Here is a 13,121-nt window from a genome sequence, read left to right as displayed (position 1 = left end):
CACATCGATTTCTTGGAGTGAATTGGCCCTGCTACCGGATCGAAAGCAGAGATGAGTCATAATTCCTCGTTCATAGTTTCATTCCCCGAAAGCTGGTACCACATAGCGACCAGCTTCTCGGAGACTTCCTACAGTTTCGTCATTTGTAACGCTCCATCTCCTTCCTTATCAGCACAACGTAAGGTCACACGTGGACGATGAACGGAAGAAAACTTGTTACTAGCCTCGTGGTCATAATGTTCTTGGTGGGCGCAACGCCAATGGGCGCCCTTGCGCAGGGAGCGTCAGATCCCCAGCCGGTACTGCTGGACCAAGACACGACCCATATTGCGGACATCACCGTTGACGGACAACAGTACAGCGTCTACGAACACAAGAACGTCTTCTCCTGGGCCAGTGGCATTGACATCTATACGAATGGTGAGCGTGTCACCTCGGAATCAACTGCTGAAGCGGTTCTTACAGCACTCGCACAACGACGGGCCGTTCAAGACCTCGGAGCGGAAGACATCAATCAACTCCGCACGACGTCACAGAACACCAGCACGGCAGCAACCAACGTCTCATCGACGGCCACTGCAATCAACGAGACGCTCGTGTACATGGAGCGGATGAAAGCGGTCCGTGAAAACGGGACGACGGTCTATAACGCGTCAGTCGAGGCAGCACCCCAGATCCCCGAATTCAACGAAACCGCACGCGAACTGCACCCGGAACTTCGCTCTTTCGAGAACGCTTCGACCGCGTACCGGTCGAATGCGACAGCTCTCATCGAACTGCTCGAACAGCGGGAGAACGGAACTGACGTCGACCCCCAACGGCTCTATGATCAGTACGCAGCGACGCTCGACGCGAAAGACGATCTCTCGGATCATCTCGGATACAGCAGTATTGCCGAGCCGCTCGGCGAGGTGGCCAGCACGAGCGAGACCATCGCGATGAACGTGTCGTCAGTTCCCGAACGCGGAAATGAGACGGCACAACACTTCTGGAGGGTCCATAACGAGTCGGCTGTCGCTGCAAACCAAACCGCAGCACTCGGCCTCGACGACTTCGAGTTCGACGACGTCCAAGACCGGGCCGAATCACTCGAAGAGGACTGGATGGAGGAGTGGAACTCGCGGCGGAGTCCCGCGTCCACAGTCTATCAGTCGATAGCTGCGATTGTGGTCGGTATTGCTGCGGTGGGTGGATACATCGCCTGGCGTCGGCGCTAATTTCGTCGCCCTCCCACTCGATCGATAGCTGTGTGAATCAGGGCGGAAGGACACAACTCACTTTGATTGAGTGAGTTCGGACTCATTGCGTCCACCATCGAAATCCCTGCCCAGAAACTCCTCGATATATACTTCCCAGGGGTCTGCACAGAGCCGTTCGAGACACGGCGGCTGGGGCGTATCGACGAGATCTCGCCGAACAATCTCTGTGTGTCGTGTTGTGATCGGAAAGGCTGTTCCACAGCGCGAACACGTGTGTTCATCTTTGGTTCCATGTTTCCACGTCCGAGTCCGTTGCAGTTAGTTGGGCGAGTTCTCTCCTTAGCGATCTGAAGCCACGAATGTTGGAATGATAAATTCCCACATTGTCCAAGAGAACGCACCAATAGTGATTAGCCAGAAGAGCAATCCGAGCAGTAAGAAAGGGAGACTCTCCTGGAGGCTCTCCGCGTACCATGACTGCGTATAGATGAGTAGAGCCGTACCACCACCAACACCACCACAGTGGACAAGCACTTTGGTCAACTGCTCGTCTACTGGGAGGGAATTCGTCTGTTCTTCAGTAGTCGCCATTTTGATTGACTGTGAGCTCTGTTGGCTTTAGATATGGAGGTCGCCTTCAGAAGGCGAAAAACAAGAGATTAGCCGTGTTCTTTATAGAGGAGAGATGGCTCCTCCTCGGACATCAGCGCGGGCTCTGTCCACGGACACTCTGGATGTTCCACTCCCAACAGAGCTTTAGAAACGAAGATGCACTGTATGCCGCCAAGAACAACCGACCCAACATCGCCCAGCAGTTCGACGGTTAGGCGTACGTCTGGTAGGTGATGAACGCAGCTATTGCGAGAGAGACGACACCAAGCCCACGGGCGACCCACGTCCACCGGGCAGAAATCGCTTCGTCAGTGCCGTAGTCCCCGCGGCGTCGACGGGTCGGGCCGACGAACACGGACATCCGGAGCATGGTTCGCGGCGCGGCGAGGAACGCGACGCCGAGCGCGGCGCCGAGGACGACCGCAAGGAGTTCGCGTATCCCGGGCATCTACGAGCGAAGCCGTTCGATGCGCTTCTCCATTGGCGGGTGCGTCGAGACGATCCGCTGGAGGAAGCCACGGTCGGGACTGGAGATACAGAGTGCGCTCACCTGCTGGTCGATGTTCGCGTCGCGGCGCCGGTCACCGCGGGCGCGGCCACGACTTCGCTGGGCATTCCGGGCTGACTCGCGGGCTTGCTGGTTACCCTGATCGATTTTCTCAAGGGCACGGGCGAGCGGGTCGCCGGAGCCGATGGCACGTCTCGCGTCGGCGTCGGCGACGTACTCGCGGTACCGAGAGATGGCGAGCACGAAGATCATCACAACGAACTGGACGATGTTGCCGACGACGATGGCGAGGAAGAAGTCTGCGAGGTCGTTGTCGCCCGTGAACAGGACAGCGAACTGCGCGACGATCGCCACGATCGAGGCGATGCCCTGTCCGAGTTGCATCGTGATGACGTCGCGGTTGTCGATGTGGGCGATTTCGTGGGCGATGACGCCCTCAGTTCGTCGCGGTCGAGCAGCTGGATGAGTTCCCGAGAGATGACGACGGTACCGTTGCCGCGACGGCCAACCGCAAACGCGTTCGGTACGCCCATGCTGGCGATCTTCAGCGACGGTTTCTTCATATTCTTGTCGCGGCAGACCTGCTCGACGAACTGGTGAATCTGCGAGTACTGGGTCTCGGAGAGGTCCTCGGCACCGACGCTTCGTAAGGCAGCCCACTTCCCGATTTTGTACTGGATGCCGATGAGGAGGAGACTGCCGACGATGGCGATCGGGAGGATTCCCTGGCCGAACACCACCATCGCGACAGCAACAGCGACGAGATAGAACGCTGCGAGGATAGCACCGACGAATGCCATCCGGATCTTGAGCCCGAAATGTCTCATACGGGTTGGTTACGAAGTCAGTCTTATAAACCCGGTTACTACATAACGATTAGATCATCTATTGCTACGTCAGTGAAGTTCCTCGGCGCACCGGGTGCCTACGAGGTCGACTGGTGGAGTCCAGCACCCAGAGAGGACTGGGAGCCGGTCGAGTGTGGCGAGTTTGACGACTTCGAGGAGCTGAAGACGTGTCACATCTGGCTTAGGGCGGCGGATTCCCTTTGCTAGATGAGAGGGCCACTTATCCGAGCAGGAAATGTAGAGCGTGGTGTATGCCCGAAGAAGTGCTGTTCAAATCCGAAAGCGCCCAGAGCCGGGACGAAATCGCGTCGTACCTCCGGAGCGTCGCCGAAAAGCTCGAACAGGGAGGTCCGATCACCCTGAAATCGGGGGCAGAGTCCGTCACGATGGATCCTCCAGCACGGCCGACATTCGAAGTGAAAGCCGAACGCGAAGGACCGACTGATGGCCCTGGAGAATTGAGCATCGAGTTCGAACTTGAATGGGACGAGAACAGTAAGGGCGGCGAGGGCAACTCTGGGAGTCTCGAGATCGAGTAGGTACGGCAAGGAGGTTCTAACGACCTTCACATCTCCGTTATATCAGTTCAGGTCGACACCTGCTGGTCGAGCGGGTCTTCGAGTTCGCCCATTACCGTTTCCAGAGCGTCGGTTGCGGTGAGGAGTCCCACGACGTCACCATCTTCGAGGACGAGCGCGAGTTCCTGGTCCTCGGCCTGGAACTGATCGAATGCATCGCTGACGTTCGTTTCCGCCGCGAGTGTCATTGGAGGGGCCGCGATCTCTTTGAAGGAGATGTCGCTGTCTACGAGATCCTCATAGTGGTCGATGATCGACGGTGCGTACACGATTCCGTGGAAGTCGGTCAGCTCCTCACCAACTGTGGAAATCGGGTGTGTGGCGTGTTTCGGATGCAATCAAAGTTCTCGTCGACTGAGCGGGTGGTTGAGAGGGAGATAATGTCGTCTGCTGGAACCATAATCTCGCTGATCGAGAGTTCGTCGATGTCGAGTGCGCCAAGGACTTCGTCGCGGCGCTCCTCCGGAAGTTCGCCCTCTTCGAGAAGCGAGTGCAGGCGATTGCGGAGCTGGGCTCGTGATTCGAGGACCTCTTCTTCGGTTTCGAGCCACGCACCGGTCATCTCGACGCCGAACAGCTTGAGCGTGGCCTTGGCGATCCAGTCGCCGAATGTAATGAGCGGAGAGATAAGCCAATTGAACCAGTACAGAGGTGTGGCCCCGTACCGACACACCATCCGGGAGCGTTCAACGCCGAGATACGTCGGTGTCTGCTCGCCGTGGGTGAGATGCAGGAGATTGATGATCGCAAAGGCGATGATCGCACCTGCACCGATGGACGCCAGTGCGGTATTGGCAAAGTACGGTTCGAAGAGCGCGGCGAGAGCCGGCTCGGCTACGATCCCGACTGCGATACTGGAGGCCGTAATACCAACCTGGCACGTGGTCAGATAGATCTCCAGATTATTCGTCATCTCCCAGGCCCGTTCGAGAGTCGGATTTCCGTCGACGAATTCCGCTTCACTAAATTGACGCGCTCGTGTCAACGCGAACTCGATCGCTACGAAAAAGCCGTTGGTCAGTATGAGGAGAACGCCAGCAACTAGGCGGAGCGTCAGCTCAAGCGGGGTCATTACCCCACGCTACTGGATCAGGTGGTATATAAGCACAGGAATCTCGGCGAAATTCGGTGATTGAAACTAATGGCACCCTCTCACGTTTGATCCATCAGAAGGGCTATACCAGCTTGTTAAACAATGAGCAACGTAGGTATATGGTAGCGTCACTCGACACAGCCCACTTCGATATTGGATTCTATGCTCTCCAGGCCACTTCCAGAAATCTCTACTCCGAGATGTCGATCACGCTCATTGGAAGTGTGGTTCTCTTCGTGCTCCTCGTCCTCTCTGCGTTCTTTTCGTCCTCGGAAATTGCGTTGTTCTCGCTTGCCAAGCACCGCATTGATGCACTGGTCGAAAAAGGCAGCCCTGGTGCCATCACGGTTGCCGATCTGAAGTCGAACCCCCACCGACTACTTGTGACAATTCTCGTGGGCAACAATCTGGTCAACATCGCGATGTCCTCGATATCGACCGCCATCGTCGGCTTCTACTTCGACCCGGGGCCTGCGGTGCTCATCTCAACGTTCGGGATTACGGCAATCGTCCTGCTTTTTGGCGAAAGCGCCCCGAAATCCTACGCTGTCGAGAACACCGAATCGTGGGCGCTCCGGATCGCACGCCCGCTCAAACTCGCCGAGTACATCTTGTTCCCACTCGTCATCGTGTTCGATTACCTCACACGGCTCGTCAATCGCGTGACGGGCGGACGAGCGGCAATCGAGGACTCGTACGTGACTCGCGATGAGATCCAGGAGATGATTCGGACGGGCGAGCGCGAGGGCGTCATCGACGAAGATGAACGAGAGATGTTTCAGCGTATCTTCCGCTTCCGAAACACGATTGCCAAGGAGGTCATGACTCCACGGTTGGACATCACTGGAATCGAGAAGACGGAGACGCTCCACGATGCGATCACCAAGTGTCTCGAAAGCGGGCACAGGCGACTCCCTGTCTACGCAGAAACGCTCGACAACATCGTCGGAACTGCAGACATACACGAACTGACCCGGGCACAGCAGCGTGGCACTCCCGGAGAGACGCTCGTTGGCGACCTCGAACTACTGGACCCGCCCCAGCATATGCCTGAGAGTAAGTCCGTCGACGAACTGCTCGAAGAGATGCAGACGTCGCGAACGCAGATGGCGGTGGTCATCGACGAGTTCGGGACGACGGAGGGACTCGTGACGGTCGAAGACCTCACGGAGGAGATTGTCGGTGAAATCCTCGAAGGCCGGGAACAAGCCCCGATTACGGAACTCGACGACACGACGGCGCTCGTGCGTGGAGACGTCGACATTGGCGAGGTCAACGAGACGCTCGAACTAGAACTGCCGGATGGGGAAGAGTTCGAGACGATCGCGGGACTCCTGTTTAATCGGGCGGGCAGGTTAGTCGAGCAGGGAGAAACGTTCGACTGTGATGAGGTTCGACTACGGGTCGAATCAGTTGACCAGACCCGCATAACGCAAGTTCGGATTCAAACGGGAGAGGTGGACACCCAATCGCGTGGCGGAACCGAATCCCGAGAAAAACTGTCCGTCGAGCGTTCGACCGGTGAGTAACCAGATGTATCCGTCACTCACCGTTGTGAACCGATTTTCCGCGAATCCGCGCCCACTCTACATCTCATTGAGTGAGGTTACAACCGTACTGCTGGAGTACGGCCACGCCGCCATTGATAGCGCGACGGGCTGGCCGGGATTGGGGATTATTTTCGTCTATTCGTTTTTGATTGCATTCGCGCTTCCCGGCCCAAGCGAGGTTGTGCTTGCGGCACCACTCGATCTCGGGCTACCCCTCTGGACTCGGTTGGGTGTCATCATGGGCGTAAGCGCGACGGGAAAGGCCGTTGGTAGTCTCGTTGCGTTTCACCTCGGTCAGGAGGTGAAACACGCGGGGCCCGTCGTTCGGTGGTTACGTCGCTCTCGGTTCGACATTCTCGAGTGGTCGGAACGGCGGACGATGACGCTCGCTCGGCAGTACGGATACGGTGGCTTAGCGCTCGCGCTGTGTGTACCCTTCTTCCCGGATACGCTGTCGATCTACGCGTTTTCGATCCTCGAAGAAGATTATGTGAAGTTCGCAATCGCGACGTTCGTCGGTAGTCTTGGCCGACTTGTCGTCACGATCGGCTTCTTTGGCGGAGTTATCACCATCATCTAAGACGGATCTTTACGCGAATCGTCACGACTGGGAGACGTGAGCGACTGACGGCTACACCAGGTGGGAGAATATGGTTCATCGGTAGCCGACGGGGTGAGAACGAGCTGGAGCCTTCCATCGAGTGACCCCCAACGAACAGGGCATACTATACAATTGCTCAGCTGTGGCTTTGGCGACGCAAAAAATCACGATCGCTGAGACGATGCCCGGTGACGACTATACAACTGAAGGCCGTGGGTTACGATTCCTAGCGACCGTAATGACAGGTACCGGTGCAGACCGCGCTGTCTTCTCCGCGACGCTGCCGAGGAGGATTCGATCCGTCCCACGTCGCCCAGTGGTCCCCATCACGACGGCGTCAATGTCATTCGAGTCGATGCATTCGAGGATTTCCTCCGCAGGATCCCCGTGTTCGATGTGCGTGACGGTGTTCCGGACACCATACGAGTCTGCTTCCGATACCAGGTCATCGACAGCGTCGGTCGCGGCCTGTTCACCGTCCGATTCAGAGGCTGCTGAGCGGACGTCTAACCCGAGTGAGGCATCGTCCACGACCGACAGTGCGTGAACGGTCGCATCAACCGCCGCCGCGAGCGAGAGCCCGTGTTCAGCGGCATGTACCGCCCCAGTGCTTCCGTCCGTTGGAATGAGGATATTCTCATACGGAAACGCCAGTCGTTCGTCGGGTTGCATCCGTGCCGTCAGGACCGGGATCGAAGACAGACGGATGACTTTCTCGGTGACACTGCCGATGATGTAGCGAGAGAGTCCCTCGCGACCGTGCGTTGGCATTACGATCAGGTCATAGTCGTATCGCTCTGCGTACTCGGCAATCGTCGGTGCTGGGTTCCCCTGGACGACGTCCGTGTCGTAGTCAACACCTCGGGCTGTTAGTGCATCCGCCGCTTCCTCGACCGTGGTTTCGCCTTGTTGTGCGAGTGCGTCGACGGTTCGTCCCTCAACGACAGTCACGGAGTCGCGCGTCGTGTCTGCGACGAAGAGGACGTGAACCGTGGCGTCTACCCAGTCTGCGATGTCAGCGGCGTGCTCAAGGATGGCTGATGCACCGTCGCTCCCATCGTACGGGAAGAGAATGTCCTCGTACATAGTCCAGTACCGAGGGCTATGATGGGACATCGCTAATGGTTTTGCATCAACTGACCCCCGAGACGTCATAGGGATCACCAGCTCCGAACGCGAGGTGATCGAGCGGATGGACGAGGACGACCAGGAGGTGGCTGTTGAGCCGGCCTCCGTCTATGTTGACGTGGGATCACATTCGATGCGGTTCCTGTACGTCCCATTGACGAGTGGCGAGGGGACGACCGTGTTCGCGACGAATCTCCGAGTTGGCCCCGACGAGGCCGAGACGTTCTGTCGGCGGTATAGTCGCCGCTGGCAGATCGAGAACGAGTACAAGTCCATCAAGGGTGATTTTTGACGAAGACGTCCTCGAAGGACTACCGCGTCCGCTTGTTCTACTTCGTGTTCGCGGTGGTGCTCTACAACATCTGGAGGCTTACCGACTTCCTGCTGAAAGCGGGCGTCGACGGCGAGGTGGACTACGCACCCGTCTTGACCGCGGGTGAGTGTGTGGAACTGATCGCGTCAGCGTTGATTCCGCCTGACTGAGGGCCTTTGATCCCGTCGGGAGTGCTTGCGCAAGAGTGGCGACGCTCTCCGAAACCACCAGATTCCCACGAAATTTTGTAAGAGTGGCAGATTCCGGAGGCGTCCGATGCTGGAATGACCCAGCTACCGCGACAGTCACGGAGGACAAGCCAAAATCTGGAAGAAAATAACGTATCCTCCGAAACTGTGGACCTTCCCACCAACGACCCGATCGTATAGTGAATGACGATTCATTTTGGCATTCAAAAGAACAGGAGAAGGTCGATTCTGAGATCCTCGTTCGAAGCCGGGGCCATCCTCATAACATTCCAGTTTCTGTGAATCAGTGATTCACTGATCGGCGTCTTCCTTGGCGAGTTCGCGAATCTTCTCCTTCGTTTCCTCCTGGTGCTCGCCAAACGCTACCTCGAAAACACCGCGGTAGAAGTGCTTGTTTTTCTCCAGCGTGATGTCCTCGCGTTTGAGCTGCTTTTTCAGGCGAGTGAACGTGATCTCGATGTCCTCGCTTTGCTCCGGTTCAACGTATATCGTGGCTGAATCCCAATCTTCGCGGATGTTCAGTGGTTCGTCATCTGTCTCTCCTGCCTCACTGGTCGACGAATCAGTATCGGTCGTGGATGCGGTTCTCTGCTGATCTGATCGATCCTCGGTTGCTGCCGCAGTTTCACGACCCTGTTCTTCCGATTCCTCCGACGTCTCTGTGGTCTCCTCGTCTGCGACCGCGTCCTCCTCATCCACCTCGTCTGAGGGATCCTCGAACCGCTCGTCCATTCCCCGGGGCATTCTTACGCCTCCACCTGCGTTTTGTCAAACGCTCGTTCCATCGTCTCCGCAACCTCCAGGAAGAGGTCTCGCTGGCCTTGTTGAAACCCTCTGGTGATGACAACTCAGCCCATTCTGCCGAGATCTATTCCCTTCTTATTGAAGACGACGCTCACTAAACCAACTGTAGAAGGTTACGGCCAGTCGGTTGGCAACTCGTCCTGATGGTCGTGCATCAATCTGAGAAGGGGCTCGATCTCCTCGAACTGTGGGCCGCGTGTGATAGTCCCGGTATCCCGATCCCAATCGACGAATCCTGCATCGGCCAGTTTTGGGAGATGGGCGTGATAGAGTTGCAGGTGTAGTGTGTCAGCGCGTCACCATCTTCCTCGTGCCCATCCGCGCTCAACTCCGATGCGATGTCGTCCTCATCCTGCGGGTTTTGCTCTGCAACAGCCATGAGAATGCGGCGGCGGTACTCGTGGCTGAGAATCTCGAACAGTTCACTCAGTGATCCGCCATTCCCCTCGATTTTTTTGCTGACATTTGCTGATCGCTCTTGTTGCGAAACGCGTCACCCAGTGATGCGTTCCGCGCAACCGATGCGCGAAGAGAAATGGATGACTGCGAACGGGTACTCCCGTTTCAAGCAGCGCCCACCGTTGGGGCTAAACGCACAGTGTGTGCTGGGCTCCGTACGGTGTCTTGGTTCCCGAGAGGGAAATGGTTGTGGGTGTTGTAGCATGATTGTCGAATTACTGCGACGTGGTTTCAGCAAAGCTACCACGTCTCTTCACCATCCGTCGGTATCGGCACTACGCCGATCCACAGTTGTTCTCGGCGACTGCGAACGCCCGCTCGATGTTATACACGACGCACTTGATGACGAGTTCGCGGAATTGCTTCCACCAGCGGCGCGACCGCACGAACGCGCCGAATTTCTGCTTAATCGCCGCGTTGACTGTCTCGTTCATGTTTCGTCGATTGTAGAGATCGCTGTCCAGCCGGGCATTCCACGCCTTGTGGAGGGGTGTGAACTCGCGGTGCTTGATGACCGGGCGAATATCGAGCTCCCGGGCGAGTTGCCGGAGCTTCTGGTCGTCGTAGCCCCTGTCACCGGTCAAGATCGAGATGTACTGTGCGTTCCGTTTCACTACCTGTGGTGCAATCTGCGTATCGTGCTTTCGCGTTGTCGTCACGTGAACATCGAGAATGGCGTTGGTCGCTGTATCGACCAACAGCGTCGTCTTCAATTGCTGTATGGTGAGGTTGGTTCGCTTCGTGTAGTGAGTTGATGCATGCGCCCGCTCGAATCCGGACGCATCAATGCCGATGACACCGTTCAGCGGCACGTCCGCAAGTGAACCGTTCAGCAGAACCCGCCAGACGGCCATCTCTAAGCGGTCGAAAGCCTTGCAAAGTGTCGAGGGCGCGGGGATCGAATCGAGATCAAGGGCGTCACGAATGCGAGGCATCTCGATGAGCTCATCAACGAGGTCGCGGTAGGTGGTCGTCTTCTTCACCTTGAGACAGAGCAGAACGACGTGCTGGCGGAGCGTGAATCGCTTCCGTGAATATCGAGTCGAAAACCGAGAAACGGTACGGCGAGCCAGCACTATAGCTCGTTCAACGAAACGGAGGAGACGTGACTTCGGAAGGGAAACCATCCTGTCTCAGACTACTCGTCCATCATGTTTGCCAGCAAGGGTTTCAACAAGGCCAAATGTATCAGTTTGAGAGCACAGTATCGTCTACTGAGTCACCGGAGCGTTCGTCGTCCCAACGACCAGCCTGATGTATCAGGTTTGCCTCCTCGAGAGCCCTGTCTGTGAGTCCGTCTCATCGGTCCCTGATGTTGATGACCGCGGCGCGCATCCTGTAGGATATGGACTGTCCTGCGTGCGGTGGCCCGGTCACGCTCGAGGTCGGGCCGGACCGACTGCCGTCGACGTCACTGTCCGACGCAGTGCTCGATGCTGCTGAAGACGAGCGTCTCGACGTCGTCCGGATATGCTGGGACTGTGGGTGGCAAGAGGAGCGTCGGCTCCGCGTGGAGGCAATCGAGACGACCGCCGGCGATGCAGACGCAATCGAGCGAGCCCGCCTTCTGGAAGAGATTACCGATGAACTCGAAGCCATCGAGTCTCTCGGGACGCTGGAGGACACGCTCGCGGAGGTTCGTAGACAGCGACGGCTGGAGCCAGCGGCGGAAGAGACGAGCGAGGACGTGACGGAGTAAGTATGATGACTGGCTCTGAGCCCCTCTATGACGTTCGTGAGCGCACCGGGAACCCCGAGCATCCACCGATCGATGACGTCGTCGACCTTGTTCTCGAGCGAGCAGAGAACCCACGTGTGGACCACCAAAACGCCCACCTGACGAAGCGATGGCGACTGTCGTCGACAGATATGGCTCGGAGACTATTCGGACCGTTATCTATCGGGTTCTCGTTGAGGAGTATCCGTTTCGAACTGCTACAGCGGACCTCGACGTCGACAACGTCGACGGCGTCCGAATCGGGACAGCAGCCACCCGGTTCCTGGCAGAGCTGCCCGCACAGAGTGACGATTGAGTTCGACATTCCCGATTCCTGACGCTCAGAGCGTGTACTGTACAGCCCCGAAACCGTTACCAGCGTCTGTCCGAAACGTACGCATCGTATGGACCCAAGCGACGAGTTGCAGCGAGTTCATTTTCACTCGCCGGCGTCGCTCGTCGAGCGCCTCGACGCTATTGCGGAGGTCTACGACACGAACCGATCTGCCCTGCTCATCGAGGCCCTCCGCAAGTATCTCGACAAGACCGCGGACAGTGAGCCGTTCCAGGAGCTCGTCGCGACGAAGTACTACGACGACCAACTCGACTTCGAGACGGTCACGCAGCTGGTCGGCGCCGAGACCGCTCAGCGGTTCCGCCTCCTCAAAGCGGATCTCGAAGACGAGCCACTCGATCTCGCTGCCCCCGACGACGTCGACGTCTACGATGGTGACGCGACGGCGGTTGATGCCGAGGTCTGCCAGCTATATGAGCGGTATCAGGCGGCCGAGAGCGACGCCGAACGTCGAAAGATTGCCCTCGAGATGGGGGCCCTCGACGGCCGGCGGCATGCGGATATCTACGCCGCACTCGAAGACGAGTAATGGGTTTCTGCCACATCAGCGACGGAGACATCTGTAACTGGCCGGCTCACCGACACCAGCGGGATCTCGACAGCTAACTCCCTTAGCCATCAGGGTCACGTCCGTCGAGTTTGCTCGTGAGATACTGCTCCCTGCTCGCGTGGCATCGGAGACAGCAAAGAAAGTCCTCGACCGCTCGACGCCCCGCGACCCACGCTGCGCGTCTCGTTGGACTCGGTGCTTGCGGGATCGGGGAACGGTCGAGACAGCCTCGCCCTTTCTGAGTCCGCCAGGCTGGCGCTCGGGATAGCGAACGACGACATCGGCTGTCCGGTGTTTCTCGAACGGCCCGCGCCGCTCGCCGCTGGCGCCCTCCGCGTCGCTCGCGACCGACCATTCCGGGCGGTCTGCCTGCAGTAGCGGGCGGACTGCCGGGCTAAAATGAATGTGCCCTCGACGCCAGCGGGAAAGCGCGGGGGTTGCGCGGCGTGGCTGCTCACCCCCACGCTTTCTCCGCTGGTCGCTCGCTCCGGGCGGGTCGGCGCGCGGCGCTGGTTGTGTCCCTCCGTGCGGGCGCGCTCTCGCTCGCGCCCGGTAGGGCGCTCGCGAAGGCGCGAGCGAGAGCGCGCAGACGGCTCT

10 protein-coding genes and 6 pseudogenes are annotated in these 13,121 nt (G+C 58.0%); 9 read left to right on the top strand and 7 right to left on the bottom strand.

Annotated features, from left to right (window positions below; genetic code table 11):
• Positions 1–197 precede the first annotated feature (197 nt).
• Positions 198–1,217 (top strand): hypothetical protein, encoded by a 1,020-nt coding sequence (locus ACFQJD_RS00775; RefSeq protein ID WP_248898244.1) that lies wholly within the window; start codon positions 198–200, stop codon positions 1,215–1,217.
• An 805-nt stretch (positions 1,218–2,022) separates the two neighbouring features.
• Here ACFQJD_RS00775 and ACFQJD_RS00770 read toward each other — a convergent pair.
• Both ACFQJD_RS00770 and ACFQJD_RS00765 read right to left on the bottom strand, forming a co-directional pair.
• The gene (locus ACFQJD_RS00770; RefSeq protein ID WP_049987701.1) at positions 2,023–2,259 is read right to left on the bottom strand and encodes a hypothetical protein; all 237 of its coding nucleotides are present in this window, start codon (positions 2,257–2,259) and stop codon (positions 2,023–2,025) included.
• Positions 2,260–3,119, bottom strand: a pseudogene (locus ACFQJD_RS00765) (M48 family metallopeptidase).
• Between the two features lie 99 nt (positions 3,120–3,218).
• Here ACFQJD_RS00765 and ACFQJD_RS00760 point away from each other — a divergent pair.
• Both ACFQJD_RS00760 and ACFQJD_RS00755 read left to right on the top strand, forming a co-directional pair.
• Positions 3,219–3,374: a DUF7567 family protein gene (locus ACFQJD_RS00760; RefSeq protein ID WP_379795894.1), complete on the top strand. Its 156-nt coding sequence runs from the start codon at positions 3,219–3,221 to the stop codon at positions 3,372–3,374.
• A 44-nt stretch (positions 3,375–3,418) separates the two neighbouring features.
• Positions 3,419–3,706 carry an amphi-Trp domain-containing protein gene (locus ACFQJD_RS00755; RefSeq protein WP_049987556.1) on the top strand — a complete coding sequence of 96 codons (288 nt, stop codon included), beginning with the start codon at positions 3,419–3,421 and terminating at the stop codon, positions 3,704–3,706.
• A gap of 47 nt (positions 3,707–3,753) precedes the next feature.
• On the opposite strand, the pseudogene ACFQJD_RS00750 reads toward ACFQJD_RS00755, so the two are convergent.
• A pseudogene (locus ACFQJD_RS00750) lies at positions 3,754–4,817 on the bottom strand (CNNM domain-containing protein).
• Positions 4,818–5,038: 221 nt separating this feature from the next.
• Here ACFQJD_RS00750 and ACFQJD_RS00745 point away from each other — a divergent pair.
• Together ACFQJD_RS00745 and ACFQJD_RS00740 are read left to right on the top strand one after the other, a co-directional pair.
• Positions 5,039–6,367, top strand: a complete 1,329-nt coding sequence (locus ACFQJD_RS00745; RefSeq protein ID WP_231554321.1) for a hemolysin family protein — start codon at positions 5,039–5,041, stop codon at positions 6,365–6,367.
• A gap of 4 nt (positions 6,368–6,371) precedes the next feature.
• Positions 6,372–6,968: a YqaA family protein gene (locus ACFQJD_RS00740; protein ID WP_081927538.1), complete on the top strand. Its 597-nt coding sequence runs from the start codon at positions 6,372–6,374 to the stop codon at positions 6,966–6,968.
• Positions 6,969–7,184: 216 nt separating this feature from the next.
• Here ACFQJD_RS00740 and ACFQJD_RS00735 read toward each other — a convergent pair whose 3' ends face one another.
• Entirely contained in the window at positions 7,185–8,075 is an 891-nt protein-coding gene (locus tag ACFQJD_RS00735; protein ID WP_379795447.1) for a universal stress protein, read from the bottom strand.
• A gap of 73 nt (positions 8,076–8,148) precedes the next feature.
• Here ACFQJD_RS00735 and ACFQJD_RS00730 point away from each other — a divergent pair.
• Positions 8,149–8,600, top strand: a pseudogene (locus ACFQJD_RS00730) (transposase); the annotation flags it as partial.
• 330 nt (positions 8,601–8,930) lie between these two features.
• On the opposite strand, the gene ACFQJD_RS00725 reads toward ACFQJD_RS00730, so the two are convergent.
• The 3 genes and pseudogenes from ACFQJD_RS00725 to ACFQJD_RS00715 form a co-directional block, all read right to left on the bottom strand.
• Complete coding sequence (locus ACFQJD_RS00725; RefSeq protein ID WP_193569536.1) at positions 8,931–9,371, bottom strand: hypothetical protein; 441 nt, start codon at positions 9,369–9,371, stop codon at positions 8,931–8,933.
• Between the two features lie 14 nt (positions 9,372–9,385).
• Positions 9,386–9,466 (bottom strand): annotated as a pseudogene (locus ACFQJD_RS00720) (ParA family protein); the annotation flags it as partial.
• A gap of 711 nt (positions 9,467–10,177) precedes the next feature.
• Complete coding sequence (locus ACFQJD_RS00715; protein WP_379795445.1) at positions 10,178–11,029, bottom strand: IS5 family transposase; 852 nt, start codon at positions 11,027–11,029, stop codon at positions 10,178–10,180.
• Between the two features lie 218 nt (positions 11,030–11,247).
• On the opposite strand from ACFQJD_RS00715, the gene ACFQJD_RS00710 reads away from it, so the two are divergent.
• The 3 genes and pseudogenes from ACFQJD_RS00710 to ACFQJD_RS00700 all read left to right on the top strand — a co-directional run.
• Positions 11,248–11,601: a hypothetical protein gene (locus ACFQJD_RS00710; RefSeq protein ID WP_379795443.1), complete on the top strand. Its 354-nt coding sequence runs from the start codon at positions 11,248–11,250 to the stop codon at positions 11,599–11,601.
• A 5-nt stretch (positions 11,602–11,606) separates the two neighbouring features.
• Positions 11,607–11,935 (top strand): annotated as a pseudogene (locus ACFQJD_RS00705) (hypothetical protein).
• An 88-nt stretch (positions 11,936–12,023) separates the two neighbouring features.
• Positions 12,024–12,368, top strand: a pseudogene (locus tag ACFQJD_RS00700) (ribbon-helix-helix domain-containing protein); the annotation flags it as partial.
• Positions 12,369–13,121: the final 753 nt, after the last annotated feature.

The sequence above is a fragment of the Haloplanus sp. GCM10025708 genome, assembly GCF_042663985.1.
Classification (GTDB): domain Archaea; phylum Halobacteriota; class Halobacteria; order Halobacteriales; family Haloferacaceae; genus Salinirarus; species Salinirarus marinus.
Note: the sequence above shows the minus strand (reverse complement) of the source record. Positions and strands in the feature narration are given on the sequence as shown.